Source organism: Lichenifustis flavocetrariae, from assembly GCF_026130545.1.
In the GTDB taxonomy this organism is placed as follows: domain Bacteria; phylum Pseudomonadota; class Alphaproteobacteria; order Rhizobiales; family Beijerinckiaceae; genus Lichenihabitans; species Lichenihabitans flavocetrariae.
In genome coordinates, this window is sequence record NZ_JAMOIM010000011.1 from 135835 (window position 1) to 162432 (window position 26598).

At 65.1% G+C, this 26598-nt stretch carries 26 protein-coding genes and 1 tRNA gene; 18 read left to right on the forward strand and 9 right to left on the reverse strand.

What is annotated here, in order from left to right:
* Positions 1-24 precede the first annotated feature (24 nt).
* The 6 genes from M8523_RS17380 to M8523_RS17405 form a co-directional block, all read right to left on the reverse strand.
* Complete coding sequence (locus M8523_RS17380) at positions 25-786, reverse strand: ABC transporter permease (protein WP_282586153.1); 762 nt, start codon at positions 784-786, stop codon at positions 25-27.
* Positions 783-1727: an ABC transporter ATP-binding protein gene (locus tag M8523_RS17385; protein WP_282586154.1), complete on the reverse strand. Its 945-nt coding sequence runs from the start codon at positions 1725-1727 to the stop codon at positions 783-785. The genes M8523_RS17380 and M8523_RS17385 overlap by 4 nt, the downstream gene beginning before the upstream one ends.
* Positions 1728-1886: 159 nt before the next feature.
* On the reverse strand, positions 1887-4106 hold the full coding sequence (locus M8523_RS17390) for a 3-hydroxyacyl-CoA dehydrogenase NAD-binding domain-containing protein (RefSeq protein ID WP_282586155.1): 2220 nt from the start codon (positions 4104-4106) through the stop codon (positions 1887-1889).
* 139 nt (positions 4107-4245) lie between these two features.
* The gene (locus tag M8523_RS17395; RefSeq protein WP_282586156.1) at positions 4246-5454 is read right to left on the reverse strand and encodes an acetyl-CoA C-acetyltransferase; all 1209 of its coding nucleotides are present in this window, start codon (positions 5452-5454) and stop codon (positions 4246-4248) included.
* Between the two features lie 36 nt (positions 5455-5490).
* Entirely contained in the window at positions 5491-5964 is a 474-nt protein-coding gene (locus M8523_RS17400) for a GFA family protein (protein WP_282586157.1), read from the reverse strand.
* A 33-nt stretch (positions 5965-5997) separates the two neighbouring features.
* Complete coding sequence (locus M8523_RS17405) at positions 5998-7776, reverse strand: acyl-CoA dehydrogenase C-terminal domain-containing protein (RefSeq protein WP_282586158.1); 1779 nt, start codon at positions 7774-7776, stop codon at positions 5998-6000.
* A 367-nt stretch (positions 7777-8143) separates the two neighbouring features.
* On the opposite strand from M8523_RS17405, the gene M8523_RS17410 reads away from it, so the two are divergent.
* Positions 8144-8220 (forward strand) — tRNA-Met (locus M8523_RS17410).
* Here the strand turns inward: M8523_RS17410 and M8523_RS17415 are convergent.
* The 3 genes from M8523_RS17415 to M8523_RS17425 all read right to left on the reverse strand — a co-directional run bounded on the left by M8523_RS17415 (position 8177) and on the right by M8523_RS17425 (position 11756).
* Positions 8177-9799 (reverse strand): recombinase family protein, encoded by a 1623-nt coding sequence (locus tag M8523_RS17415; RefSeq protein ID WP_282586226.1) that lies wholly within the window; start codon positions 9797-9799, stop codon positions 8177-8179. The genes M8523_RS17410 and M8523_RS17415 overlap by 44 nt on opposite strands.
* 349 nt (positions 9800-10148) lie before the next feature.
* Positions 10149-10697, reverse strand: coding sequence for a hypothetical protein (locus M8523_RS17420; RefSeq protein WP_282586159.1), 549 nt, complete (start codon positions 10695-10697; stop codon positions 10149-10151).
* Between the two features lie 300 nt (positions 10698-10997).
* Positions 10998-11756: a LexA family transcriptional regulator gene (locus M8523_RS17425; protein WP_282586160.1), complete on the reverse strand. Its 759-nt coding sequence runs from the start codon at positions 11754-11756 to the stop codon at positions 10998-11000.
* Here M8523_RS17425 and M8523_RS17430 point away from each other — a divergent pair.
* From M8523_RS17430 to M8523_RS17510, 17 genes are all read left to right on the forward strand, one after another.
* On the forward strand, positions 11755-12018 hold the full coding sequence (locus M8523_RS17430; RefSeq protein WP_282586161.1) for a carph-isopro domain-containing protein: 264 nt from the start codon (positions 11755-11757) through the stop codon (positions 12016-12018). The two genes, M8523_RS17425 and M8523_RS17430, sit on opposite strands and share 2 nt — an antisense overlap.
* On the forward strand, positions 12015-12218 hold the full coding sequence (locus M8523_RS17435) for a hypothetical protein (RefSeq protein WP_282586162.1): 204 nt from the start codon (positions 12015-12017) through the stop codon (positions 12216-12218). Before M8523_RS17430 ends, M8523_RS17435 begins: the two co-directional genes overlap by 4 nt.
* Before the next feature lie 325 nt (positions 12219-12543).
* Positions 12544-12894, forward strand: coding sequence for a hypothetical protein (locus tag M8523_RS17440; RefSeq protein WP_282586163.1), 351 nt, complete (start codon positions 12544-12546; stop codon positions 12892-12894).
* Positions 12895-13096: 202 nt separating this feature from the next.
* Positions 13097-13411, forward strand: a complete 315-nt coding sequence (locus M8523_RS17445; protein ID WP_282586164.1) for a hypothetical protein — start codon at positions 13097-13099, stop codon at positions 13409-13411.
* Positions 13408-14814: a DUF7146 domain-containing protein gene (locus M8523_RS17450; RefSeq protein ID WP_282586165.1), complete on the forward strand. Its 1407-nt coding sequence runs from the start codon at positions 13408-13410 to the stop codon at positions 14812-14814. Before M8523_RS17445 ends, M8523_RS17450 begins: the two co-directional genes overlap by 4 nt.
* Positions 14802-15164, forward strand: coding sequence for a hypothetical protein (locus tag M8523_RS17455; protein ID WP_282586166.1), 363 nt, complete (start codon positions 14802-14804; stop codon positions 15162-15164). Before M8523_RS17450 ends, M8523_RS17455 begins: the two co-directional genes overlap by 13 nt.
* The gene (locus M8523_RS17460; protein ID WP_282586167.1) at positions 15161-16858 is read left to right on the forward strand and encodes a DNA primase family protein; all 1698 of its coding nucleotides are present in this window, start codon (positions 15161-15163) and stop codon (positions 16856-16858) included. The genes M8523_RS17455 and M8523_RS17460 overlap by 4 nt, the downstream gene beginning before the upstream one ends.
* Positions 16859-17132: 274 nt before the next feature.
* Positions 17133-17660, forward strand: a complete 528-nt coding sequence (locus M8523_RS17465) for a transcription termination/antitermination NusG family protein (protein WP_282586168.1) — start codon at positions 17133-17135, stop codon at positions 17658-17660.
* A gap of 186 nt (positions 17661-17846) precedes the next feature.
* Positions 17847-18140 carry a hypothetical protein gene (locus M8523_RS17470; protein WP_282586169.1) on the forward strand — a complete coding sequence of 98 codons (294 nt, stop codon included), beginning with the start codon at positions 17847-17849 and terminating at the stop codon, positions 18138-18140.
* Between the two features lie 5 nt (positions 18141-18145).
* A complete protein-coding gene (locus tag M8523_RS17475; protein WP_282586170.1) occupies positions 18146-18511 on the forward strand; it encodes an HNH endonuclease in 366 nt (121 codons plus the stop codon).
* Positions 18511-19359, forward strand: coding sequence for a DNA-methyltransferase (locus tag M8523_RS17480; protein ID WP_282586171.1), 849 nt, complete (start codon positions 18511-18513; stop codon positions 19357-19359). The genes M8523_RS17475 and M8523_RS17480 overlap by 1 nt, the downstream gene beginning before the upstream one ends.
* 168 nt (positions 19360-19527) lie before the next feature.
* On the forward strand, positions 19528-20019 hold the full coding sequence (locus tag M8523_RS17485) for a phage terminase small subunit P27 family (protein WP_282586172.1): 492 nt from the start codon (positions 19528-19530) through the stop codon (positions 20017-20019).
* Positions 20019-21623, forward strand: coding sequence for a terminase large subunit (locus M8523_RS17490; protein ID WP_282586173.1), 1605 nt, complete (start codon positions 20019-20021; stop codon positions 21621-21623). The genes M8523_RS17485 and M8523_RS17490 overlap by 1 nt, the downstream gene beginning before the upstream one ends.
* 10 nt (positions 21624-21633) lie before the next feature.
* Positions 21634-23559 (forward strand): phage major capsid protein, encoded by a 1926-nt coding sequence (locus M8523_RS17495; protein WP_282586174.1) that lies wholly within the window; start codon positions 21634-21636, stop codon positions 23557-23559.
* Positions 23560-23629: 70 nt separating this feature from the next.
* On the forward strand, positions 23630-23980 hold the full coding sequence (locus M8523_RS17500; protein ID WP_282586175.1) for a hypothetical protein: 351 nt from the start codon (positions 23630-23632) through the stop codon (positions 23978-23980).
* Positions 23981-23983: 3 nt separating this feature from the next.
* Positions 23984-25372, forward strand: a complete 1389-nt coding sequence (locus M8523_RS17505) for a phage portal protein (protein WP_282586176.1) — start codon at positions 23984-23986, stop codon at positions 25370-25372.
* Positions 25362-26597, forward strand: coding sequence for a collagen-like domain-containing protein (locus tag M8523_RS17510; protein ID WP_282586177.1), 1236 nt, complete (start codon positions 25362-25364; stop codon positions 26595-26597). The genes M8523_RS17505 and M8523_RS17510 overlap by 11 nt, the downstream gene beginning before the upstream one ends.
* Position 26598: the final 1 nt, after the last annotated feature.

Genomic DNA, 26598 nt, shown 5'->3' on the forward strand with positions numbered 1-26598 from the left:
CACCCGTAGAGCCCGAGCCGGGGTTCAGGACTTCAGACGGTATCCCGTCTTGAACATCCACCAAATGACCGCGAGACAGAGCCCAAGCACCGACAGGATCGCCACGACGCTGATCCCGATATGCACGTCGGCTTGGCCGAAGAAGCTCCAGCGAAAGGCGCTGATCAGATAGACGACAGGGTTGAACAGCGTCACGGCCTGCCAGAAAGGTGGCAGCATGTGAATGGAATAGAAGCTGCCGCCGAGGAAGGTCAGAGGCGTGATGATGAGCAGCGGCACCAGCTGCAACTTTTCGAACCCGTCAGCCCACAAACCGACGATGAAGCCGAACAGGCTGAACGTGACGGCCGTCAGAAGCAGGAAAACCAGCATCCAGAACGGATGATCGATGTGCAGTGGCACGAAGAGGCCCGCCGTGAGCAGGATGATCAATCCGAGGATGGTCGACTTCGTGGCCGCTGCGCCGACGTAGCTCAGAACGATCTCGAAGGATGAAAGCGGGGCCGACAGGATCTCGTAGATCGTCCCGGTGAAGCGGGGAAAGTAGATGCCGAACGACGCGTTGGCGATGCTCTGGGTCAGGAGGGACAGCATGATCAGCCCTGGCACGATGAAGGCGCCGTAGCTGACACTGTCGACCTGCTGAATGCGGGAGCCGATGGCGGCCCCGAACACGACAAAATAGAGCGATGTGGAGATGACAGGCGACACGATGCTCTGCAGCAGCGTGCGGCGTGTGCGCGCCATCTCGAACATGTAGATGGCTTGAACCGCGTGCCAGTTCATCGGGGCGTTTCCAGAAGTCCGACAAAGATGTCTTCGAGCGAACTCTGCTGAGATTCGAGGTCGGTGAAGCGCAGGCCGGTGCGGCCGAGATCGTTCAGCATCGTGTCGATACCGGTCCGTTCGGTCTGTTTGTCATAGGTGTATGTGAGGATGGCGCCATCCGACGAAAGAGCGAGCGGATATTCCGCGAGGGCGGTCGGGATCCGGTCGATCGGCGTCGAGAGCTTGAGTGCCAGTTGCTTCTTGCCGAGCTTCTGCATCAGCACGGCCTTGTCTTCGACCAGCAGCAACTCCCCCTTGGTGATGACCCCGACCCGGTCGGCCATCTCCTCGGCCTCCTCGATATAATGCGTCGTGAGGATGATCGTGACCCCATTGTCGCAGAGGCCGCGCACCACGCGCCACATGTCCCGCCGGAGTTCGACATCGACGCCGGCTGTCGGTTCGTCGAGGAACAAAATCTCGGGTTCGTGCGACAAGGCTTTGGCGATCAGGACGCGGCGTTTCATGCCCCCGGAAAGGGTCATGATCTTGTTGTCCTTCTTGTCCCACAGGTGCAGGTCGCGCAGGACGCGCTCGATGACTTTGGGGTTTTTGGCCTTGCCGAACAGCCCGCGGCTGAAGCTCACCGTGTCCCACACCGTCTCGAAAGCGTCGGTCGTCAGCTCCTGCGGCACCAGCCCGATCCGTGCCCGCGCGGCACGATAGTCGCGAGCGATGTCATGGCCGTCGACCGAGACCGTTCCGGTGCTGGGTGTGACGATCCCGCAGACGATGCTGATGAGCGTCGTCTTGCCGGCCCCGTTCGGCCCGAGCAGCGCGAAAATCTCGCCGCGCCGGATGTCGAGCGTGATGGATTTCAGCGCCTGGAAGCCGGATGAATAGGTCTTGGTGAGGTTCTGGATCGAGATGACGGGCGACGGTGGGGAGGTTACGATCATGTTCTTGATTGAAGCAGCTTCTTGGTCTTGAGGGACGTGCTGGAGAATGGGTCCGAAGCTCTTAGAGCACGGACGCGTCCGATCGGTGACATTTTCAGTCCGGGGACACGCCTTCCCGCGTACCATGACAATGCCGGCACGCACGAGCCGGCATCGTTGTTAAGAGTCAAGGCGAGCCAACAGCGGCTTTGCCCCGAACCGTCCATAAAATGTCTCGTGCTCACGCGCCAGGTCGAGCACGATCCCCGGCGGATCGAAGCGTGACCCAAATTTTTTGGAAAGGTCATCGCAGAGAAGCGCGAACTGGCCGACGCCCATGCCGTCGATGTAGGACAGCGTTCCCCCCGTGAAGGGTGCAAAGCCGAAGCCTACGATCGACCCGACATCTGCCTCGCGCGGGTCCGTGACAATCTCCTCGGCCATAGCCTGCGCGGCCGCAATGGACTGGCTGACCAGAAAGCGCTTTTTCAGGTCGCCGACATCGATCGCATCGGCATCGAGTTTATTTGGCTGCAGATCGGCAAGCCCAGGCCACAACCTCTTCTGGCCCGTTTCGGGGTAGTCATAAAACCCTTTGCCATTCTTGCGGCCGAGACGGTTCTGAGTCGTCACCATCGTGTCGAGCAGATCCATTTGGCCTGGATCGACGGCCCCCTCACCCAGATCCGCCCTGGTGGCATGCAGAATCTTGCGGCAGAGATCGATGGCCACTTCGTCGGTCAGGGACAAAGGCCCGACCGGCATGCCGGCCTGCTTGCCGGCGTTCTCGATCATGGCTGGCGGCACCCCCTCAAGCAGCATCTTGTGGCCTTCGAGCAGGTAGGCGAAAACGCAGCGATTGGCATAGAAGCCCCGTGCGTCGTTGACGAGAATTGGCGTCTTCTTCAGCACCCGGACGAGGTCCATCGCGACCGCAACCGCGCGATCTCCGGTCTTGGCGCCCTTGATAATCTCGACGAGCGGCATCTTCTGCACGGGCGAGAAGAAATGCACGCCTACGAAATTTTCCGGCTTGTCCCAGGCTTCGGCCAGGGAGGTGATCGGCAGCGTCGACGTGTTCGAGGCGAAGATCGCGTCGGGGCCAAGCACGGCCTGGACTTTGCGAGTAGCCTCCGCTTTGACGGTTCGGTCCTCGAACACGGCCTCGATCACCAGATCGCAGCCCTTGAGCGCCTCATAATCCGGCGTCGCCGTGATGCGGGCCAGGAGGGCGTCGCGGTCGGCCGTCTTGGCCCGGCCTTTGCTAACCTGCTCGGTCATGAGCTTGTGCGACAGGGCTTTGCCCTTGTCGGCCGCCTCCTGGGTCTGGTCGATCAGCACGACGTCGAGACCCGCATTGGCGATCACATAACCGATACCGGCTCCCATGAAACCCGCGCCGAGCACGCCGATTTTCTTCAATATCGTGGGCGGCACATCCTTCGGCCGCCGCGCCCCTTTGTTGAGCTCGCCCATGGAGATGAAGAGCGAACGGATCATCGCGGCGGCTTCGCGCGAGCGCAGAACCTTGGCGAAATGCTGGCTCTCGATCTTCAGGCCGAGGTCGATCGGAAGCTGCAATCCTTCATAGACAGCGTGCAGGATGGCCTTGGCGCCGGGATAATTATCCTGTGTCTCGCGCCTGTAAATCGCGTTGGCGGGCGGCCATGTCATCATGCCAACGGGTGAGAAGACCTTGCCGGACGGCGGCTTGAAGCCTTTCTCGTCCCAAGGTGCAATGCCCTTGCCGCCATTCCTGATCCAGGCCTTGGCGCGCTCGACAAGGTCGGTCTGCGGCACGACCTCATGAACGAGGCCCATGCTTTTGGCCAAAGCCGGTTTGATCTGCTCGCCCTTGAACAGCATCTGCAAGGCGTCGCCGGTCGGCATCAGACGCGGCACACGCTGCGTGCCGCCGGCGCCCGGGAAGATGCCGACCTTCACCTCTGGCAGCCCCACGCGCACCTTTTCGCCATCGCTCATCACGCGGTAGTGGCAGGCCAGCGCCAGTTCGAACGCGCCGCCGAGGCACAGGCCATTGATGGCTGCGGCCCAGGGCTTGCCGCTGGTCTCGAGCTTGCGAAACAGGACCGACAGCTTGCGCGAGCCGTCGAAGAAAGCCTGCATGGCCTTTTCTTCGCCGTCCTCCGTGACCATGCGGGCATAGTCGTGGCCGAGCGCCTGCAGCATGTTGAGGTCGGCGCCCCCCGAGAAACTCTCCTTGCCCGACGTGACCACACAGCCCTTCACGTGCGCGTCGATCGCGACCTTGTCGATGACGCGATGCAATTCCGACATCACATCCTCGGTGATGACGTTCATCGAGCGCTTGGGCATATCCCATGTCAGGAGTGCAATGCCATCGGTGTCGATGTCGAAGCGGAAGTTGGTCAGGTCCATGGATGCCTCAATGTTTCGTCCCTGGGTCCGCGATCGCCGGAAAACGTGACGGCACGTGGATGAAAGCGACCTGAGCCTTGGAGAGGAACCCCAACCGGCCCGGCCGCACCTCTCCCGGTTCATCAGGGAGAAGAAATTACTAGACGCGTTCGATGATCGTCGCCGTGCCCATGCCGGCCCCGATGCACAAAGTGATCAGCGCCGTGCCCTTGCCGGTGCGCTCGAGTTCGTCCAATGCCGTTCCGAGCAGCATCGCGCCGGTCGCGCCAAGCGGATGGCCGAGCGCGATGGCGCCGCCGTTGGGGTTGAGCTTCTCGCTCGCGACCCCAAAGGCCTGCTGAAAGCGCAACACCACGGCCGCGAAGGCCTCGTTCACCTCGAAAAGGTCGATGTCCGCGATGGTCATTCCGGCACGGGCCAGCACCTTGCGCGTAACGTCGATGGGGCCGGTCAGCATCAAGGCCGGATCGGAACCGATATTGGCGAAGGCGCGGATGCGCGCGCGCGGGGGCCGGCCGAGGCGCCGGCCAGCCTCCGCGCTGCCGACCAGAACCGCAGCCGCCCCGTCTACGATGCCGGACGAATTGCCGGCATGATGGACGTGGTTGACGGCCTCGACCTCCGGATGCGCCTGGATCGCCACGGCATCAAAGCCGCCCTGCTCTCCCATCACCACGAAGGAGGGTTTGAGCGATCCAAGAGCCTGCATGTCCGTGCCAGGCCTCAGGTGCTCGTCGCGGGCCAGCAGGGTCAGGCCGTTGACGTCTTTCACGGGCACGACGGCATCGTTAAAGCGCCCATTTTCCCAAGCCGCCGCCGCACGCTTCTGGCTTTCAACCGCATAGCCATCGACGTCGTCCCGCGTGAAGCCGTATTTTGTGGCGATGAGATCGGCCGAGACGCCCTGCGGCATGAAGTAAGACGGGATTGCGATGCTCGGGTCGACCGGCCACGCCCCACCGGAGGCACCAATGCCGACGCGACTCATCGATTCCACGCCGCCGCCCACGACGCAGTCGTGCTGGCCGGCCATGACCTGGGCGGCCCCGAAATTGACTGCATCGAGTCCCGAGGCGCAGAACCGGTTGATCTGCACGCCAGGCACATGTGCGCCGTAGCCCGCCGTCAGCGCCGCCGCACGGGCAATGTCACCGCCGGCCTCGCCGACGGGATCGACACAGCCGAGCACGACATCGTCGATGATCGTCTTGTCGAGTTCGTTCCGCGCCTTCAGGGCAGCAAGCGCGGTCGTGGCGAGCCGGAGCGTCGAGACTTCGTGCAGAGAGCCGTCCGGTTTGCCCCGGCCGCGCGGCGTCCGCACATGATCGTAGATGAAGGCGTCAGGCATGAAAGATCCTTGTCGAGTGCCACGAGCCGCAGCCGACTATGTGTCGTGATCGGGATGTTGATGGTTGACGAAGGTCTGATTGGAACCGGGAGCGAGCCAGTTGTCCGTCGTGTCCGCCGGCAGTCCGGCAAGAGACTCGGACCAAGGGAGCAAGCCCTCCATGCCGTAGCGCACCGAAGGCTGAATGGCGGCAGGCTCGTCGAAGGAACCCGTGGTCAGGCTGATCGCATCGGGCTGCCACTGGTAGGCGAGCGGCGTTCCGCACATGGCGCAGAAACCGCGCGTCGCAATGTTTGAACTTTTGAAGATCGCCGGCGCCCCGCGCGTCCATTCTACCGACGCCAGCGGGAGCTTCGCGAATGCCAGAAAGGGGCCGCCACCGGCCTTCTGGCACATGCGGCAGTGGCAGACCGACACTTCGACAGGAGCACCCACAGCGCAGTAGCGCACGGCGCCGCATTGGCAACCGCCGGATAGACGGGACGGTGGCGGTGTCGCAGGCTCGCTCATGCGCGCTCCAACGGGGATCCGGGGTGCGCAGCTTTAGAACGCTTCCGCCGGCAAGGCCATCATTGTTTGTGCACCGGCCGTGACGCGTGCGAGATGCGCCGCCGATTCCGGCATCAGCCGCTCCATGAAGATCCGGCCGACGGCCAATTTCGTGTCCATCGCCGGGTCCCCTGCCCGGCCCATGGCGGCCTTTGCGATACGCGCCCACATGTAGCCCATGCCCACCAGTCCGAAGAGGTGCATATAAGCGGTCGACCCTGCCCCGGCATTGTCCGGGTTGCCCATGGCATTGGCCATGAACCACATCGTCGCCTGCTGCAACCGGTCGAGCCCTTCCTTCAAGGGCTGCAGAAATGGTTTTTGGGCCTCGTCGCCGGCGTTCTCCTTGATGTAGGTCGCGACCTCCTTGGTGAAGGCCGCAAAGGCCCGCCCCCCGTCCTTCGGAAGCTTGCGTCCGACGAGGTCGAGCGCCTGGATCCCGTTGGCCCCCTCATAGATCATGGCGATGCGGGCATCGCGGACGAATTGCTCCATGCCCCATTCGGCCACATAGCCGTGGCCGCCGAACACCTGCTGGGCTGTGACGCAATTGTCGAATCCCGTGTCGGTGAGCACGCCCTTCAGAACCGGCGTCATCAGGCCAAGCAGATCCTCGGCCTGCTGCCTGACCTTTTGATCTTCCGCGCTCCCGGCAAGATCGGCCTGCAGCGTGGTCCAGAGCAGCAATGCCCGCGCGCCCTCGTTGAAGGCCCGGATCTCCAGCAGCATCCGCCGCACGTCCGGATGCACGATGATCGGATCGGCCGGCCCGCTCTCGTTCTTTCGCCCGGTCAGGGCACGCCCTTGCAGACGGTCCTTGGCATAGGCGGCGGCGTTCTGGTAGGCGACCTCGGACAGCCCGAGGCCCTGGATCGCGACCCCGATCCGAGCCTCGTTCATCATCACGAACATCGCATTGAGGCCGCGATGGGCCTCGCCCACGAGCCAGCCCGTGGCGCCATCGTAGTTCATCACGCAGGTGGCATTGCCATGGATGCCCATCTTGTGCTCGAGCGCACCGCACGAGACGGCATTGCGCGCCCCGAGCGACCCATTCGGATGAACCATGACTTTGGGAACGAGGAATAGCGAGATCCCCTTGGTGCCGGCCGGCGCTCCCTCGATTCGAGCCAACACCAGGTGAATGATGTTGGATGTGAGGTCATGCTCGCCAGCCGAAATGAAGATTTTCTGACCTGTGATCTTATAGGAGCCGTCGGCCTGCGGCGCGGCGCGGGTCTTGAGCATCCCAAGATCCGTCCCGCAATGCGACTCCGTGAGGTTCATGGTGCCGGACCATTCGCCGGCCACCATACGGGGCGCATAGAGCCGCTTTTGTTCGTCCGACCCGTGAACAAGCAGGGCTGAGATCGCACTCTTGGTCAGGCCCGGATACATGGTGAAGGCCATATTGGCGCCGACGCAGAACTCATTCACGGCGACACCCATGACCTGGGGCAGGCTTTGCCCCCCATAAGATGCATCGACCGCAAGACCCTGCCATCCGCCGTCACAATAAGCCTTGTAGGCGTTCCTGAACCCGGGAGGCGTCGTCACTTGGCCGTCGGCATGTCGGACACATCCGTCTCGGTCTCCGATCCGATTCAACGGTTGCAAGACCTCCTCGCAAAGCTTGGCGGCTTCGTTGAGCACCGCCTCCATGACATCCGGCGTGAGTTCCGCGAATCCCGGCAGGTTACCGTAGCGGTCGATGTGAAGCACGTCGGTCAAAAGAAACAGAACATCGGCAACAGGGGCTTTGAAGCTCGGCATCTCTTTCCGCCTCGACGCAGGGTCACGCTCGGGACCGGATCAAACGCCGGTCTTCTAGCATCGACTATAGGGGTGAGCGCGCGAGAGGGGAACGCACCGTCACGGCGCCGAGGTGCGGCGACAGGTCCCGCGCCGCAAAGCGGACGCCGCGAAGGCGTAAACTTGCCGTTTGGCTCTTACTTGGAGTCGAGTAAACCCGAGAGGGCTCGCGATGCCCAGGGCCGATGCCCGCGCCCTACAAGTCGAGGTCGAGCCGTCGACCCTCAAGAACGCACGATCGTCAGCGACTCCGGGGCGTAAACGAGCCAGACCGCATGTTGACAGACCGTTTCGACGCCCCGTATATCCACCCAGCCTAAATGGTTTTGGCGGAGTAGCTCAGGTGGCTAGAGCAGCGGAATCATAATCCGCGTGTCGGGGGTTCGAGTCCCTCCTCCGCTACCACGTTAACCCCCACGTTTTGCGGGAAGAGATCTCCGCCTATGAGCGCGGCTAGCCGGCCGTTCACTTTAACTGGGATTTCGCCGTTCTTGCTCGGCTGTCCAACAATGACGCTGTGCACCAGCTGGCGGAAGTCACGCACCAGGTCTCCTCGGTCATCGGCGGCGTGAGCGTGATCTGCCAGTGTTTGGTGCAAGCCATCGACGGTCGCAGCATATTGCGCGAGCGCGGCTGGATGTAGGGCGATCACCTTCGGAACCGATTCGCAAGCGGCAAGCTCTTCGCGCTTTGTGTCCCGTTCGGCCCGGAGTTTTGGCAAGATCGCATCGGCCTCGTCATCGCTGAGCCGGCCTTTGATAAGGTTTTGAATAGCTCGGTCGAGTTCACGCTGCGCCTCTTCCAGCCTTGCTTCGGTTTTGGCACGATTGCGAATGGCGTCGCCCGCGAGGCGCTGGCGCTCGTCGTTATAGGCCTTCACGTAGGCCTTGATCAGTTCCGGATCGTTGAGCTTTGCGCGCATGCCGTCCAAAACGGCTCGTTCGATCCGCTCGAGGCGTATGCGGCTGGTGTTGTCGCATGTGCCGCTCTCACGGACTGTCGAACATCGGATGCGGACCCGGCCAGACTCGCTGCGGTCGTGCACCGACATGCCGGAACCACACGACGCGCACCGGAGAAGCCCGGACAGAAGATGTGGCGGCCGTCGCTTGCTTGTCGACGCAAGCTGCGCCTTCGCCGCCTTCAACGACTGAGCACGCTCCCATGTCTCCTGATCGACAATGCGAAGATGGTCGGCCTCCATGGTCGTGCGTTCGCTGCGATCGTTGGCACGCGAGACGCGCCGACCCGTTTCCGGGTCTTTGACCATGCGCACCTTGTTCCACACAATGCGACCGGCGTAGAGCTCATTGAAGATGATGCCATTGCCACGCGCAGCATTGCCGTTGATCGTTGAAGCGTTCCACTTGTCGCCGCGGGGCGGCTCGACGCCCTCGCGATTGAGACTACCGGCGATCTCTCGTGGCGGCCGTCCGTTGGCGTAGTCGGCGAAGATACGGCGCACGACAGCCGCCTCGCTCTCGATGACTTCTAGTTCTCCCTTGACGCCTGGGCGCGGCCGATAGCCATAGGCTCGGCCGCCGGCGTGCCGGCCGGACCGCACGACGCCCATCATACCGCGGCGGACTTTCTTGGCGCCGTCTTCCCTGAAAAGCTGGCCCACGAGTCCACGTAGGCCCACCATGACAGTGTCGGCCTTACCATCGTGAACGGCGCGTATCTCAACACCGGCGAAGGACAATCGCTTGTGGATGCCAGCGAGGTCTTCCATGTCGCGCGACAAGCGGTCGAGTGCTTCCACCACGACGACGTCGAAGCTCTTCGTCTTGGCCTGCGCCATGAGGTCGATGAGGCCGTCGCGGCCGAAGATTGAGGCGCCGGACCGGGCCTTGTCCTGGAACCTGACGACGGGGGTCAGGCCTTCGCGGGCGCAATAGGCGCGGCAGAGCGCAACCTGATCGTCAACCGATTTTTCGTTCTGCAGGTCGGTGGAAAACCGAGCGTAAATCGCGGCGCGCGGCATCGTGGTCCTTTATGATCTGTCCTGTCGCAATCAAATGATCGCGTCGTGCGTTCGCGATGGCAAGGTTCATCACGAAGCGGAGCAGGTCGGGATCGGGCGGGGGCCGAAGGACCGTCCTGGCGGTCATGTTTCTACGCTGCCGCTCTGAAACGCCTTGTAAGGCGACCGGGAGGGACGTGCACGCCATCGGCCCACCGCTTTTTGGTGAGGCTGTATGCCGTGGCAACGCTCGACGGGATTTGCGACTCGCCAACCTCGAGCGGTCGCATGCCTCGGCTGTGCCCCCGCATCATGGGCACCATGGTTTTTGGCCCGGGGTCGAGCGAGAGCCGCTTCGAAGACGCCATCCTCAATACCCGTCCCCCGCAATGACAGAGGCAGCGAGGACGGGGGACCATCCATGTTGCTCATGCTGCTGCTCGGCGATCATCATGCAGAGCAGCAGGGCGGCGCCGGCCAGGGCGATGGTGGCGCATTCGGCGCAGAGAGCCGCGCGATCGAGCATGAGCTGCGCGTTCCGGGCCGCGGGCGAGACATAGGGCGGCACCGACCGACGGACGGCGACAGGCGGCAGGTGCTCCCCGAAGAGCGCCATGTGCAGGCCGTGCTCGCCGAGTGCGGTGTTGATACGCTCGGCGATCGCGTCGCTGTGATGCTGTTCAAGCCGTCGGATGATCTCGCGCCAAAGAGGCGACCCGTCGGTCAAGGCTTTCGAGGTGCCACGGAAAGTGGAACTGTCGAGGATGATCGCGGTTGGCCAGTAGCCGCCGGCGCCGTCGAAAGCGATCGTGGCGACGCCGAAGGCGCGTCGTTCACCGCTTTCGCGCGTGATGGGCAGATCTTCGAACGGGAAGGAGATGGCGCCGGCGGAACGGCCGGTGCGAAGCTGAACGAACATGACGGGCTCCTGCAGAAAGGAGCTAAAATCTGCAATATGCAGATTAACAGGTCAAGCTGCTAATATGCAATTTGCATATCATAACTCGTGAATCTGCGATGCACCAACCGGGGTAAAGATCCCGTGGGTGAGTTCAAGGCCATGAGAATGCGCTCGGCGTGCGTCGCGCTCGTCGGACCGAGGCGCGGAGTGACGCAATCGACGGCTCGGGCATTGCCCCGGCCGCCTTCGCCGGTCTGGTCACGGTTGTTTTTGTTCAGCCCGAAGATCGGTGGGATATCAACTATCGCGACAGGACCATCATGGGTGGCTTACGCCCATCGCCCGCCGTGCCACGCGTCGGCGTTCCCCGTCCGAAAGCTTACGCCACTTCCCAGCGCGAATGACTGCGAGAACATCAGACGCCCAATCGAGGCGAATATCGCGCATCGGTGGTGCATTGTGGCTTTCGAGGTCGAAGATGCCGCGCGTCGTGCTGCGGCGGACGCGTTTGAGGTAGCGAAAGCCCTCCGTGGTGCGGACTGCCGCTTCCTCGCCTTCATAGAGGTCGTCGAGCGGTTTGCCCTGGGCGGTACAAACGATGACGTCGCCCGGGTCGTAGCGCGGCCACATACTGTCGCCAGCCACCTCGAAACCGATCGCGCCGGCCGGAAGGGGCATCACCGTTTCGATCTGTTCCCCGCCTTCGGGAATCTGCTCCACCCCGACGTCGATCTGGGCTCCCGCTCCAATGCGCCCCACAAGGGTCACGACATTCACTTGCGATTCGTCGATCGACCCAAGCCCGAGCGACAACCATTCGAGCGGCACGCCGAAGCGGCGAGCGTAGAGTTGCAGGTCGACATCCTTGACGCCGCGCGAACCCGATTCGTGCCCGGAATAGGTGCCGTAGGGCACGCCGAGGCTTTCGGCCGCTTCCTTAGCGGTGTCGAAACGCCGTGCCCGCGCCGCTTTAATTCTTTCGTGTCGTTCCATTCCTGCATTTTGCAGAATTAAAATCTGCAAATCCGGGAGTTGATGCCTTGACTTTAATTCTGCTTTTTGCAGATTTAAGCGCATGCGGACCTTTTCCGATGTGATCGATGACCTGGGTGGCTACCTCGCGGTGGCCGAGGCCATCGCTGTGCCCAAAGGCACCGCGAGTGCCATGAAGACACGGCAGTCGATCCCGTCCGAGTACTGGGATGGACTCGTGACCCTGGCTCGCAGACTCGGGCGCGACGACGTCACCTTCGAGGTGCTGGCCGAGATCAGCGCGCAACGTCGCGCCCACGCTCGCCGCTCACAGCCCGGCAGCCCGACCGACGAGGTCACGGCATGACGCGACGCAGCGGGACAGGTCCGAAGACGGTCGCCGCACGCGGCGAGGAGGCGCTGGTCCTGGTGGTGAGGGTGTGGATCGCCGCCGCAATGCTGATCGCGCCCGTGCTGGTGTTTCTGGGTGGCGCGGTGTGGTGCGCCCTCGTGATTTCGTGGTTTGCGCGCGCTGTCGTCGCTGCGGCGCGGGCGGTGGGTCCATGAGCGCGGCCGCCTTGCCGGTCGCGTCGAATTCCACGCGGCCGTGTGCCAGCGTGGTCCAAGCTCCCCGGCCGGTGGTCGGCCGGGGAGGATGCCCGTCTTCGGGTGTTTCCTCCCTAACTTGCCGGAACCTTCGGGCGTCGTCAGGACGCTCGGGGGTTCCGGACTTTTTGGGAGTTGACCGCATTCGGCTCCGCCGTTCCGAGCCCGCCAAGACCGAGGCGACGGTGCCGATATTTGTGTTCGCACGTCTCTGCGCTCCTCCCGTGAAATCATTCAAACACGGGCCTGTTTGCGCATGTGCAAAATCCATTTGCGGATTTGGCAAATGAGCGAAGCTGTCGCCGACGCGATCTCCATGCTCGATTGTTTGTTGCACGCCGAGGTGCGTGGACCCGGCGATATGCGCGCGGCCATGGAACGCCTGGCGCGCCGACATAAGGTGCCGTTCGCAGCGCTCTGGATGCTGCGCTACCGACCGCCGAAAGACATCGGGGTTTCCGTTTTCGAGAAGCTGTGCGAGGCCTATCTGGAGCTTCACGAACAGCAGTCCCGATTTACCACCGATGAGCGAGCCCAAACGAAAGCGCAGACCAGGCTTGGCCGCGCTCTTCTTCGCGCGGTTGCTGCTCTGGATCGTGCGGACCTTCCGCCTCTAGACGACCCGGACGGCGTTTGATGCGCGCCGACCTCTTTACCTCTCGCAAAAGCAAGCCTGCCCCAAGGGCGGCGGCGCCGGTCGACGCAGTTCCAACGGCGGACGGTCCTCGCGTGCATCGGTGCGCCGCCTGTCGTAAACCGGCATCCTTCGGCTTCGGCGTCAACCTACGGGGTGGAAAACCCGGAACTTGGTATTGCGCGACCCACAAGGGGCTCGGCTCATGATCGAGCGCGCTGCCCTGCCGAAACGCCGCCAACTTGTGTCCCTGTCCTTTGAATACGAAGGACATGGCTATCACCTCGGTATCGGCCCCTATCCGGACGGCCGAATCGGGGAAATCTGGCTCGCGACCTGCAAGACCTCGTCGGCCCTCGAAGCCCTGGCCCGCGACGTCGCCATCATCATCTCGGTCGCGCTGCAGAGTGGCCTGACCGTAGGGGCGTTCCAAGCCGCGGTTCAACGTCGGCCCGATGGCGGCCCGGCCAGCCTGCTCGGCACCGTCCTCGACCTTATCGTCGCAGAGGGCTTCGCGTGAACGGCGCCCGCGATCGCGCCTTCTCGGATTGGGTGCGGCGCGGTCAGTCGGCCAAGGTCCTGCACGAGCTGGGGCGGCGCCATCACCTCGCGCGACTCAAGCGCTCCGGTTCCGAGCTCGTCGGCCCATGCCCTACCTGCGGCGGCGACGATCGCTTTGGCGTGCATCCTGGTCGCAACGTCTGGAACTGCCGGCGCTGTGCGATCGGCGGCGACGCGATCACCCTCGTGCAGCACCTCGATGGTGTCGACTTCCTGCGCGCCGTCGAGATCCTGCTCGACGAGGCGCCCCCTCCGGAGGCTTCCCCGACCGGCAAAGCCGGCCGGGGGCCCAAGCCTCCTTCGCCCGGCCACACGCCCGGCGAGAGCGATGCCGATCGCCGCGCCCGCGAGGACCGGCATCGCGCTCTCGCGCTCGCGCTCGCGACTGAAGACGCCAAGCGTACCGCCGTCCAGGCCGACTTTCGCCGGAAGGAACGCGAGCGGGCGCATGATATCTGGCAGCGCGGTCGCACGATCGTCGCCTCGGAAGCCGAGTCCTATCTGCGCCTGCGCGGCCTCGCCGTGCCGCCCGGCGCCCGTCTGCGCGCCACACTGAACCTCGCGCTCTGGGATGCGCCGCCACCGAACGGAAAGGTCGTGCATCGCGGCCCCGCCATGCTGGCCGGCATCGAGGGACCGGACGGCCACTTCTCAGGCGTTCACATCACGTGGATCGACTTGAGCCAGGTCAATGGCAAGGCGCTCGTGCTTGACGGATCGACCGGCGAGTTCGTGCCGGCCAAGAAGATCCGCGGCTCGAAGAAAGGCGGCTCGATCCTTTTGGGCCGCCCGCTGAACGGATTGCCGGCACGGGTGCTGTTCATCGGCGAGGGTATCGAAACGGTGCTCTCGATCCGTGAAGCCTTGCTGGCGGCCGAGTCACAGGTCCTGCAGATCGCGGAGTTCCGCTCGGCGGTCGACCTCGGCAACCTTGCCGGCAAGGCCGAGGATCGCGTGCCGCATCCGACGCGGACGATCGTCGACAAGCGCGGCCGCATCCGTCGCGAAATGGTTGCAGGGCCGACACCCCGCCTCGACACCGATCCCGTCGTCGCGATTGGAGCCAATGTCGAGGACATCGTTCTCATCGGCGACGGCGACAGCGAACCGTTCGCGACCCGCCTCGCGCTTGAGCGTGCGGCCGCTCGCTTCGCGGACGCCTATCCGTACGTCACGGTCAAACTCGCGATGGCGCCCGAAGGCGCCGACTTCAACGACCTCTGGCGAGCGAAGGAGGGTTGGACTCCCGATCGACTGTGTCGGCCAGAGAATCCTCCGGAGGAGGCACCTGCCGTCCGGGCCATCACCGTACCGGCGCAGGCGTCCCTTGCCGACCATGGGGCTCTGTCGTGCCCCGTCTAAACGCGTCATCCCAGGTTAGCCGCGGCCGGGACTGCCTGGAATGTGGCGCCGCCTATCAGACCGACAAGCAAACGAGCCAGTTCTGCTCGGCCGCGTGCCGGCGCGCCTACAACAACCGACGCCAGACGCGTGGCGCCGAGCTCTATGACCTGTTCATGGCGCATCGCTTCGATCGCTCTGCAGCACGCGCCTTGCGCGTACTCAGCATGCTCAACCGGCTCGCCTCGATGTATCGCGAAGAGGACCGAAGGGAGCGTGGCAGCCGCCGCTCGTGGACGCCGCCCGAGGTCGTCGCCGAGCGCGCTCCGCATCTGAGAGCAATCGTGCTGCTCAAGCGAGGCGCGCGATGAGCGACGAGATCGTCAAACGCGTCGCCGGCGCCGAAGTGTTGCAGTTCCCGCGCGGCAAGGTTCCGGCCGAGACGCAAGCGAATGCTCCCAACGCCTCGGCCAGCGCCGCAGATCGCCTTTCTCGCGGAACGGATCCTATGGATCGGGCTTTCGGGGAAGCGGGGCATGGCGGCGGCGCAGGAGGCGACGGCGCGTCCCGCGATCGTGAGCTTGGCTTCCTGGCGCTGACGGACCTCGGCAATGCCGAGCGGTTCCACCGCCGCTACAGCGGCCAGCTGCTCTTCTGCCGCGCCATCGGCTGGCTCGCTTGGGATGGGCGGCGGTGGCAGCGCGACGGTGCCGACGAGCGCGTCGGCTTGGCCGAGCACGCCACGGTGCGGGCGATCCAGGACGAAGCCAAGACCATTCGGGGCAGCGCCGACGATTTCGTCGTGGCCGATGCGAGCCGATCGAAGCCGCCCGTCTGGTACTCGGACAAGGTCGCGGCCTGGGGTCGGGCATCCGAGAACGCCAGCCGCATGGGCGTGATTTCTAAGCGCGCGGCCGCCATGTTCGCGATTCCGGTCACGCAGCTCGACCGCGACCCGATGCGGATCAATGTCCTCAACGGCACGCTGCTCGTGCGCAAATCAGACGACGATCCCTATGTCGTTCTGTCGCCACACGATCCGGCTGACCTCATCACGAAACTCGCGCCCGTGACCTTCGACCGGGAGGCTGACTGCCCGAGGTTCGACGCTTTTCTCCTGCGGGTGCAGCCCGATGACACCGCGCGGCACTTCCTCGCGCAATGGGGTGGCTTGTCGCTCACCGGCGACGTCGGCGTGCAGAAGATGACCTTCCACTATGGCAAAGGGAGAAACGGCAAGGGCGTCTGGGTCAATACCGTGTCCTTCGTGGCCGGCGACTATTCGGACTCGATCCCGATCGAGAGTTTTCTGGACAGCGGCCGCGCCCGCGCCGGCGGTCAGGCGACGCCCGACATCGCCGGCCTGCCCGGCGTCCGCATGCTCACGACCTCGGAGCCAAAGAAAGGCGCGCAGCTCGACGAAGCCTTCGTGAAGCTCTTTACGGGTGGCGACAAGCTCAAGGCGCGCCACCTCAACAAGGACTATTTCGAGTTCTTCCCCCAAGCCAAGCTGACCATGCAGGGCAACTACCGGCCGAAGATCAGCGGCACCGATGAAGGCATCTGGGGTCGTATGATCCTCGTGCCCTGGCCGGTCTTCATTCCCGAAGGCGAGCGCAACCCGCAACTGGTCGAAGAGCTGAAGCGGGAGGCCTCGGGGATCCTTAACCGGCTGCTCGACGGCCTGTGTGCTTGGCTCGACCGCGGCCTGCTCATCCCGGCCGCAGTCTCGGCCGCGACAGAGGCCTATCGGTCCGACAGCGATCCGCTCGGCCGCTTCCTCGAATTCTGCACCCGACCCGAGATCGGCAAGCGGGTGCAGGCCGCCGACATGCACGCTGTCTTCGTGGCCTGGGCGAAGCTCAACGGCGAAACGGAATACACGCCGAAAGGGCTCGGCTCGGCGCTGCGCGAACGTGGCTTCGCCGAGAAGAAGTCGAGCGTGCAGTACTGGCTCGACATCGTGCTGACCAAGGGCGTTTCGGACTTCCTCGATGCGAGCGGCAAACCGCTCCATGGCGCTGCGGACTCTCCAGAAGCGGCGAGAGAGGAAGACAGATCCTGACGTGATCCTCCCAAGCTCCCAAAACCGGGAGCATCACAAGCAGGCTAAGTCGTTGAAAACAGGAGCATTGGGAGGATTGGGGAGGATCGGGAGGGTTTTACGCACGTCCATGTAGAGATCGGGAATCAAGAGAAGAAGCACCATAAGCGAAAGCCAACAAAAACCTCCCAATCCTCCCAGAAGCTCCCAAGAGAAATCTTATCAAGGGCTTAGTGGTTGGGAGGATCATCAAAAAATGGGAGGATGGGAGGATAAACAAGAAAAGGCTTCAGCCATGCTTTTAGGCTGCGATTTGGATTGGTTTGCTGTCGTTACGATTCCACAAAACGAGATCAGGGCGCGAGACAACTTGGCACGGCGAAAGGTCGACTGCTTCGTGCCGACCTACAGCAAGGTCGTTCGACAGAGGGGCCGCAAGCGGTTCGTCGAGCGCAGGCTTTTCCCCGGCTACGTGCTGGTCGGCTTCGAACCCGGGCAGACCCGATGGGACATCGTGCGGGACGCCGGCGGCGTGTTCGCCATCGTGGCCGCGGCGGGCCGGCCGCTGCGCATTCCGAGCGACCACATCGGCACCCTCATGGTCGGAGCCATGCTCGGGCGCTTCGACGTCGAGCAGCATCGCCTCGGCGCGAAAGTCACCATGCGGTTGCCCTCGGTCGCAGGAAATCCGATCAAGCGCTTCGGCCGTATCGTTTCGCTTGTGGAAAAAGGCGACCACCCCGGCGTGAGCGTGCTCTGGGGCGGCCACGGACCGGAGTCGTTTTCGACAGTGCCTCTTGACGCGCTCGAATTGGCCGCTTAGAGGAGAATCACAGGACGAGCGGGATTTTAGTGTCCATGCGCCACGTGCGCCACAGGACGTTAGCCCGCCCCAGGCCGAGCAGATCGCTCAGTCCGCGATGGTGATCTATGGCGCGAGGCCCGGTGCGAAAGCATGCGGGCCTTTTTCTTTGCTTATCGGTCGGGTGCCGAGCGGGAGCGTGCCGTCATGTTCGAGAAGATCGTCGCGTTCATGGAAGCGCTTGCGCACGACACCCGCGCCCATCGCGCGGACTTCGCGCAACTCAAGCAGGGACAGCAGGACATGGCAGCAACCTTGAAATCCATTCAGGACAAGCTCGCGACACAGGGCACGCAGATCGACCAGCTCGCGGCCACGAAGGCGCTGAACGAGCAGGCCGACCTCGACGCGATCGACGCGGCGATCGAGACGAACGGCGCCAAGATCGCGGCCGCGCTCGCCTCGCAGGCCGCCGGCACGACCGAAGCCCCCGCGGCCTGAGCGCCATGCCGGTTGCGCCCCTGACGCTGCGGCCTCGATCCGCGCGGCTCGGGCGCACGGCCAATCAGGATTACGAGGCGCGCCGGCGCAAGATGCCCTGGCGCGCTTGGTACAAGACGCCGGAATGGCGGGCGATCCGGCGGCAGCAGCTCAACGCCGAACCGCTCTGCCGGATGTGCGCCGCCGACCAACCATCGCGCGTGACGGCCGCCACCGTTTGCGACCACGTCCGACCACATCGGGGCGACCGCGCGCGGTTCTTCGCCGGCCCGTTTCAATCCCTGTGCGAGACCTGCCACAGCGCCCGAAAGCAGCGGATCGAACGATCGCGGGCGTCTCAGAGCGCCTGCGCCGAAGGCGAAGCTCCCTGATGACCTTGAATGTCCCGCTCCTTCCGGAATGTTGTGACGATCTGGTGTCGCCGCCGACACATCTCTTCGATCACTTCTTCGATGAGCCGCCGGAGAAGCCGATCACGCAGCCCGGCGACGTCTGGACGCTCGGCCAGCATCGCGTCGTATGCGGTGACGCCACCCAGGCTGATGTCGTGGGGAAGGCGCTCAAGGGCGTGCGGCCGCATCTGATGGTGACCGATCCTCCCTATGGCGTGAACTATGACCCCGAGTGGCGAAGCAGCGTGATCGACGCGGCAAGCGGTCGGACCAAGGCTGGTCGCGCACTCGGCAAGGTCAAAAACGACGACCGTGCCGATTGGCGGCAGGCCTGGTCGCTGTTTCCGGGCGATGTCGCCTACGTGTGGCACAGCGCGCTCTACAGTGACCTCGTTCGCACGAGCCTCGAAGCGAGTGGGTTCGAGGTTCGCTCCCAGATCATCTGGGACAAGGGCCGCATGGTCATCTCGCGAGGCCACTATCATTGGCGTCACGAGCCCTGCTGGTACGTCGTTCGCAAGGGTCGCACGGCGCATTGGTCGGGTGATCGCAAGCAGTGCACGATCTGGCCGATCATGCATCTGAAGAGTGCGTCGGGACACGGCACGCAAAAGCCAGTCGAGGCGATGCGCCGGCCGATGGAGAACAACTCGCAGCCGGGCGATGTCGTCTACGATCCGTTCGTCGGGTCGGGAACGACCATCATCGCGGCTCAGTCCTTAGGACGCGTCTGCCACGCGGTCGAGCTCGACCCGGCCTATGTCGACCTCGCGGTCCGGCGGTGGGAACGGATGACGGGCCGGCTCGCCTCGCGGTCGGCCAGCTAGCCCGGGGGGGGCGGGTCGGAACTCAGGGGCTCTGCCCCCGGGGACCGGTCCCCCAAGCCCCCGAAAATGGCCGCGAAATTCTGACACTTCTTTTTTGTGCTGGGGCTTATGGGCCGAACGCCTAAATCGCCGATCGAGAAGCGCCTCACCGGAGCCGGCAAGCGCCGGGTGCGTCCGGCCGCGCCGCCGCCGGCGTCCGTCCTGAGCGGCTTCGCGCCGCCGCCGTGGCTCATCAGCAAAGCAGCGCTCGGCGTCTGGCATCGCGTCACGCCTGAGCTGCGCCGCCTCAACATCCTGAGCACGAGCGACGCCGATGTCTTCGGCCGGTACTGCCAACACTTCGCCGAGTGGATCGAGGCCGCCGACACAATCAAGCGCGAGGGCTCGACCGTGCTGGTCAAGATGACGAACAGCGACGAACGCATGCCGCGGCTGCATCCGGCCGTGCGCGTTCGCGATCTCGCCGAAAAGCACCTCATCGATATCGAGGACCGATTTGGCGGCTCGCCGCTGGCGCGTTACCGGCTGATCGCGCAGCAGGCCGCCCATCCCGGCGCTTGGGGCGATCTCTTTGCCCAGAAGTCCGATTCCGCGGCCGAGCCGGCCGCCGCCTCTGCCCCCTCGCCGATTGGCATGCTGCAGCGGGCGGCGCTCAACTGATGCTGGCTGCCGAAAGCGTCCCGGCGCCGCCGCCTGCATCGGTTCGGGAGGCTTATTGGTTCGACGCCGCCGCGGCCGAAGCGGCGGCGGCGTTCTTCCCGACTTACCTTTGCTTCACGAAGGATCGATGGGCCGGCAAGCCCTTCCACCTCGAGCCGTGGGAGGCCGACAACATCATTCGGCCGGCGTTCGGCTGGAAGCGGTCGAACGGCACCCGTCGCTACAGGCGCGTGATCGTCTTCGTGCCACGCAAAAACGGGAAGACGGAATTGGCCGCGGGGGTGGGTCTCCTGCTGCTGCTCGGCGACGGCGTCTATGGGCCGGAGGTCTATTCGATCGCCAAGGACGAAGACCAAGCGTCCATCGTGGTCGACAAGGCCGCCGCGATGGTTCGGATGCGCCCCGAGCTGCGCAAGCATCTCACAGCCCTGAAATCGTCGATCTTCTGCGCCGAGCTGCAGGGCGTGTTCAAGCCGCTCACCGGCAATGCCGAGGGCAAGCACGGCCTCAACGCATCCGGCCTCGTCGGCGATGAGGTGCACGAATGGCGCGACGGCCGCCTCTACACCGTCGTGCATCAATCCGAGGCCGCCCGCGAGCAGCCGCTCGAATTCCTGATCTCGACGGCGGGCATCCGAAACCGCGGTTACGGGTGGGAGCTATGGGAGGAAGCGCTGAAGATCCTCGACGGCTCGATCGATGATCCCGAAACGCTGGTCGTGATCTACGCTGCCGATCCGGGCGACGACTGGACCGCCGAAGAGACGTGGCGCAAGGCCAATCCCAATCTCGGCGTGAGCGTAACGCTCGATTATCTCCGCGCCGAATGCCGGTCGGCGATGCGTAATCCGCGCCTCGAAAACGACTTCCGCCGCTATCACCTCAATCAATGGACCGCTCAGGCGGTGCGTTGGATTCCGATCGACGCGTGGGAGCGGTGCCGCCGTCGCGACTGGCGCGACGAAGCCGCGCTCGTCGGCAGGCGCTGCCTCGTCGGCGTCGACCTGTCCTCGAACCGGGATATCACGGCTGTCTGCCTCTACTTCCCGCCGGCGATCGACGGTGGCGCCGCGGACGTGCTCTGGCGCTACTTCGTGCCTGCCGACACGATCGAGGACAGGGTGCGCACGACGCGTGTGCCCTATGACCTCTGGGTGCAGGAGGGCGCGCTGATCGCGACGCCAGGCAATATCACGGACTATGAGTTCGTGATCGCCCGGGTTCTCGACGACGCCGCGGTCTTTGACATCGCCGGGCTCGGCATCGACCGCTGGAATTCGTCACATTTCTCGACGCGTCTCGCCGACCAGGGCTTTCCGGCCGAGAAGATCGTGCTCGTCGGCCAGGGTTACGCGTCTCTGTCGGAACCCGCCAAGGTCTTCGAACGCCTCGTCTTCGCCGGCCTGTTCGACCACGGCGGGCACCCGGTGTCGCGGTGGATGGCAGAGAACGTGGCGATCACGACCGATCCGGCCGGCAACATCAAGCCGGCGAAGGACAAGAGCTCGGAGAAGATCGACGGCATCGCGGCCGCCATCGACGCCATCTTCGTCGACCTCAATGGCGCGGACGATCCCTTCGACGCCTCTGCAATGATCATCTGAGGCCATCATCATGCTCGTGAAGAAGGTCACGGTCGCGCGCGCGGCCGGGGGCGCGCTCGACTTCGTGCTGTCCGACGCGACGGTCGACCGCTACGGCGACGTCATCGATCCGGCCGGGTGGGTGCTCGATCATTTTGAGCAGAACCCGATCGCGCTCTTCAACCACGACTCGGATTTCCCGATCGGCACCTGGGCGGACGTGCGGGTCGAGAGCGGGCGCCTGGTCGGCCGCCTTACGCTCGCGGCGCCCGGCACCTCGGCCCGGATCGACGAGCTCGTGAGCCTCGTCGGACAAGGCGTGCTGCGCGCCGTCTCGGTCGGGTTCCAGCCCTTGGCGACCGAACCGCGCGGCGACGGCGGCCTGCGCTTCACGCGCCAAGAACTTCTTGAATGCAGCCTCGTGAGCGTACCGGCCAATCCGTCGGCCCTACAGCTCGCGCGGCGTCTCCACCTCTCCGACGACACGATCCGCATGGCTTTCGGCGAGCACGCCACACGGGGCCACGCCATCGCGCGCCGCAGTGCCACCGGCGAGCACGCCGCATCCTCTCCGTCTCGAAAGCCTCCTATGACACTCGCAAAGCGCATCGAAGACGCGCAGCAGCGCCTTCTCTCGTTTCGCAGCCAACTCACCGACCATCTCGCCACGGTCGACGACGCCAATCCCGACGAGACATCCCTCGCCGTTACGGATGACCTCAACGCCAGGATCGAGGCGCAGCAGCGCAGCCTCGACAGCCTGCGGCAGGCCGAAGCCCGGCTCGCCGGCGACAGTGACGCCGCGGCCGCCACGCCGGCCGCATCCCCGTCCCGCCGTCCCTTCGCGGTCGCGGCGAAGAAGGTGCAACCGATCGAGTACATCTATCGGTCGGCCGTCGTGTCGCTGCTCGCGAAGATCCAGCAGCGGTCGCGCGACGAGGTGATGCGCGAGCGCTACGGCGAGGATGAGGCGACGCGCGCGGTGTTCGCCGCGGTGACACGGTCCGCCTCGGCGCCGGCCACGACGACGACGAGCGGATGGGCTGCCGAGCTCGTGCAGACCGCCGTGCTCGATTTCATCGACGCCCTGATGCCGATGTCGATCTATCCGGGGTTGCGGGACAAGGGCGGCCGGTTCACCTTCGGTCAGAACGGGATCGTGTCCATTCCGGCGCGGTCCACAACGCCGACCATCGCGGGATCCTTCGTCGGCCAGGGCGCCCCGATCCCGGTCCGGCAGGGCGCCTTCGCGGCCACGACCCTGACGCCGAAGAAGATGGGCGTGATCTCGACCTTCACGCGCGAGATCGCCGAGCACTCGACGCCCTCGATCGAAGCCATCATCCGGCAGGCGATCCAGGAAGACACGGCCGTCTCGATCGACACCGTCCTGACCGACGCGAACGCCGCGACTGCGATCCGGCCCGCCGGCTTGCGCTACAACGTGACCGGCCTCACGGCGACCACGGGCGGCGGCTTTGCGGCACTTGTCGGCGACCTCAAGGCGCTGATCGGCGCCCTGATCACGTCGACGAACGGCAACATCCGGGCGCCGCTGTGGATCATGAATCCGATCCAGGCGGTCTCGATCTCGCTCACGCAAAACACGGCCGGCGACTTCCCGTTCAAGGCCGAGATCGCGAGCGGGCAATTGCAAGGCTATCCCGTTCTGCAGTCGGCGAGCGTCACCTCCGGCATGGTGATCCTCGTCGACGCCGCGGACTTCTTCTCGGCGACCGGCGACGATCCCCGCTTCGACGTCTCCGATCAGGCGGTGCTTCACATGGAAGACACCGCGCCGGCCGCGATCGGAACCACGGGAACGCCGAACGTCGTGGCGGCGCCGGTGCGCTCGCTCTGGCAGACGGACACGATCGGCATCCGCATGCTGCTCGACATCAACTGGGCGCTGCGGCGGCCGGGCGTCGTGGCATGGATCAACAGCGTGACTTGGTAGCAGCGACGCCGCTTGAAGCTGGTGCCGGCCGGCGGTCGCCCGGCGCCCATCACCACGAAGGAGTCGAACCATGACAACGCCATCAGCACCACTGGCGGGCGCCACCGCAGCCACAGCCGCCGCGCTCCCAGTGGCCCCGACCGCCACACCCCTCGCGGCTGCGCTGGTCGCACCGGTCGTGTCAGCCACACAGGCCGTCGCTGTTGCCGAGGCGTCCACCGATCAGCCTTATGACGAGGGACCGGTGACCGACCCGGAGCCGCCGATCGAGACGCCGACGCCGACACAGGCCGAGATCGACGACATCAAGCGCGGCATTCGCCGGCCCGATCCGCCGATCATGCCGGCGAAGACGAGCCGCACCATGAAGCCCGCGCGTGGCGGCGGCTACGCAACCCGCGACCTCACGGGCGGCAACTAGGCCGTGAGCGTCCTCAGTCGCATCTGGCAAGCCGCCTTCGGCGAGGTGGCCGAAGGGGAAGCACGGTCCGGCCCGTGGTTCTTGCCGGTCTCGGGGGGTTGGCTGTCCGCGCAGGCCGGCAGCACCCTCAACTGGTGGCAGCTCGGCTATAACGTCGAGCGCGGCGCGGTGCCCTCGGCCATGGTCGAGGCCTGCGTCTCGGCCTATGCCCAGACGATCGCCATGTGCCCCGGCGGCCATTGGCGGCGAGAGCATGACGGAGGCCGCAAGCTGGTCGGCAATTCGGCGCTCGCGCGGATCGTCAAGCAGCCGAACGACTACCAATCGATCAGCGACTTCCTTCTGAACCTCACGCGCGACCTCTACGGGGACGGCAACGCCTTCGCGCTCGCACTGCGCAACGATCGCTTCGAGGTCGACGAGTTGCACCTCTTCCCGGCCCGCAAATGTGTGCCGCGCGTGGCGGTCGACGGATCGGTCTTCTACGCGTTGTCCGGCAACGACATCGTCGAGCGGCAGATCGACGGGCCGCTCGTCGTGCCGGCGCGCGACGTGCTTCACGTACGGCTTCACACGCCGCGGCACCCGTTGATCGGCGAAAGCCCGATCCGGGCGGCCGCGATTGACGTCGCAACAAGCGACGCCATGCTGCAGCAGCAGCTCGCCTTCTATCTCAACCAGGCGCGGCCCTCCTACATCCTGTCGACCGATCTGCCCCTGACCAGAGAGCAGGCGCAGCAGCTCCGCGAGTCGTGGAACGAACAGAGCAAGGGCCTGGCGGCCGGCGGCACGCCGATCCTGTCGAACGGGCTCAAGCCGCATCCCCTCACGATGTCCGCCGAGAACGCGGAACTCGCCGACATCATGAAGCTGAATGAGCAGCACATCGCGCTCGCGTTCCGGGTGCCGCTGCAGATTCTCGGCATCGGGTCGACGCCGCATGCCTCGACCGAAAGCCTGATGCAGCTCTGGATCGCCTCGGGCCTCGGCTTCGCGCTCAACCACATCGAAGAGAGCATCGGCCTGTTCTTCGGTCTTAGGGGGCAGCCCGACGAGTATTTCGAGCTCGATACCGGCGCGCTGCTGCGCTCGAACATGAAGGAACGCATCGAGGCACTGGCGACCGGCGTGCTCGGCGGCGTCTACGCCCCGAACGAAGCGCGCGCGATCGAGGGCCTGAGCAAGACGCCGTACGGCGACGAGCCGCGGGTGCAGCAGCAGGTCGTGCCGCTCTCGGCCGCGGCCGCGATCCCCGCGGCGCCGCCCGCACTCGGCGCGCCACCCGCACTTCCTGCGCCCGGCGAGGGTCGAGCGGTCGGAGCCGACGCCATTCCGGACTGGTCCGCCGTCGACCTTCTCCGCATCGCCGACGAGGTCGATCGTGCTGCCTGACAGCTTGCGAATCGCGCTCGGGACCGTCATCGCGCAGTGCCGCCGCGAATGGCGGCGCGAAGCCGAGCTGCTCGGCGCTCAATCCCGCGAGGTCATCGCGCAATCGCGCGAGGTCGTGGCCGAGTTTCGGGCCCGCATCGCCGAGCTCGACGCCAGCCTGCGCGAGCAAGTCGCGGTGCGTCTCGCGTCGGTGCGCGACGGAACCGACGGCAAGGATGGGGCGGCGGGTCAAGACGGCATTGACGGCGCGCCGGGGTGTGATGGCGCGCCGGGCCGCAGCGGCGTCGACGGCGCAGATGGTGAGCCCGGTCGTGACGGTCTCGACGGGAAGGATGGGGCTTCGGGCCGGGACGGCATTGACGGCGCACCGGGGCGTGATGGAGCGCCGGGTGGCGACGGCATAGACGGCAAAGATGGTGAGCCCGGTCGAGACGGAATTGACGGCAAAGAAGGGCCACCGGGCCGCGACGGGGTGCCGGGCCAGGACGGGCGCAACGGACAGGATGGAGCTCCGGGCCTGAACGGGATCGACGGTGTGCCGGGCCGAAACGGGGTTGATGGGAAAGATGGATCGGCTGGGCGCGATGGGACCGACGGGCGCGATGGGAAGGACGGCGCGGCCGGTCAGGATGGCGCCCCCGGTCGCGACGGTCATGACGGAAAGGACGGAGCGCCGGGTCGCGATGGGACCGACGGCGCGCCTGGGCGCGACGGCATCGATGGGGCACCGGGTCGGTTGCCGGTCTGCAAAGCCTGGGCGCCGGGTGTGCATTACCAGGCCGAGGTGCGCGCCTTCGACGGTGCGACCTGGCAGGCGCTTTGCGACACAGCCGAGACCCCGGGCACCGGATCGGACTGGCTGCGATTGGCAGGCCCCGGCCGCGACGGCGCATCGCCGTGTTTCGTCGGAACCTATGCGCCCGGCACCGCCTATCGAAAGCTCGACGTCGTCGCGCTCAATGCCGGATCGTTTGCGGCCCTCGACGACGAGCCCGGCGCGTGTCCTGGCCCCGGTTGGCAGCTCGTCGCCGGCCCCGGCCGCCGCGGCGCGCCTGGGGAACCCGGCAAGCGGGGCGAACCAGGTCCGCCGGGTCCGCGCATTGCATCGTGGCGGGTCGATGCCGAGCGCTATGCCGTCACCCCGGTCCTGAGCGACGGATCGACCGGCGCCGCGCTCGACCTTCGCGATCTCTTCGAGCAGGTCCGCGCCGAGATGGGAGTCTGAG

Coding starts and splice junctions, on each gene's coding strand:
- M8523_RS17380 (WP_282586153.1), bottom strand. CDS start 786: ATGAACTGGCACGCGGTTCAAGCCATCTACATGTTCGAGATGGCGCGC.
- M8523_RS17385 (WP_282586154.1), bottom strand. CDS start 1,727: ATGATCGTAACCTCCCCACCGTCGCCCGTCATCTCGATCCAGAACCTC.
- M8523_RS17390 (WP_282586155.1), bottom strand. CDS start 4,106: ATGGACCTGACCAACTTCCGCTTCGACATCGACACCGATGGCATTGCA.
- M8523_RS17395 (WP_282586156.1), bottom strand. CDS start 5,454: ATGCCTGACGCCTTCATCTACGATCATGTGCGGACGCCGCGCGGCCGG.
- M8523_RS17400 (WP_282586157.1), bottom strand. CDS start 5,964: ATGAGCGAGCCTGCGACACCGCCACCGTCCCGTCTATCCGGCGGTTGC.
- M8523_RS17405 (WP_282586158.1), bottom strand. CDS start 7,776: ATGCCGAGCTTCAAAGCCCCTGTTGCCGATGTTCTGTTTCTTTTGACC.
- M8523_RS17415 (WP_282586226.1), bottom strand. CDS start 9,799: ATGCCGCGCGCCGCGATTTACGCTCGGTTTTCCACCGACCTGCAGAAC.
- M8523_RS17420 (WP_282586159.1), bottom strand. CDS start 10,697: ATGTTCGTTCAGCTTCGCACCGGCCGTTCCGCCGGCGCCATCTCCTTC.
- M8523_RS17430 (WP_282586161.1), top strand. CDS start 11,755: ATGCGGACCTTTTCCGATGTGATCGATGACCTGGGTGGCTACCTCGCG.
- M8523_RS17425 (WP_282586160.1), bottom strand. CDS start 11,756: ATGCGCTTAAATCTGCAAAAAGCAGAATTAAAGTCAAGGCATCAACTC.
- M8523_RS17435 (WP_282586162.1), top strand. CDS start 12,015: ATGACGCGACGCAGCGGGACAGGTCCGAAGACGGTCGCCGCACGCGGC.
- M8523_RS17440 (WP_282586163.1), top strand. CDS start 12,544: ATGAGCGAAGCTGTCGCCGACGCGATCTCCATGCTCGATTGTTTGTTG.
- M8523_RS17445 (WP_282586164.1), top strand. CDS start 13,097: ATGATCGAGCGCGCTGCCCTGCCGAAACGCCGCCAACTTGTGTCCCTG.
- M8523_RS17460 (WP_282586167.1), top strand. CDS start 15,161: ATGAGCGACGAGATCGTCAAACGCGTCGCCGGCGCCGAAGTGTTGCAG.
- M8523_RS17465 (WP_282586168.1), top strand. CDS start 17,133: ATGCTTTTAGGCTGCGATTTGGATTGGTTTGCTGTCGTTACGATTCCA.
- M8523_RS17470 (WP_282586169.1), top strand. CDS start 17,847: ATGTTCGAGAAGATCGTCGCGTTCATGGAAGCGCTTGCGCACGACACC.
- M8523_RS17475 (WP_282586170.1), top strand. CDS start 18,146: ATGCCGGTTGCGCCCCTGACGCTGCGGCCTCGATCCGCGCGGCTCGGG.
- M8523_RS17480 (WP_282586171.1), top strand. CDS start 18,511: ATGACCTTGAATGTCCCGCTCCTTCCGGAATGTTGTGACGATCTGGTG.
- M8523_RS17490 (WP_282586173.1), top strand. CDS start 20,019: ATGCTGGCTGCCGAAAGCGTCCCGGCGCCGCCGCCTGCATCGGTTCGG.
- M8523_RS17495 (WP_282586174.1), top strand. CDS start 21,634: ATGCTCGTGAAGAAGGTCACGGTCGCGCGCGCGGCCGGGGGCGCGCTC.
- M8523_RS17500 (WP_282586175.1), top strand. CDS start 23,630: ATGACAACGCCATCAGCACCACTGGCGGGCGCCACCGCAGCCACAGCC.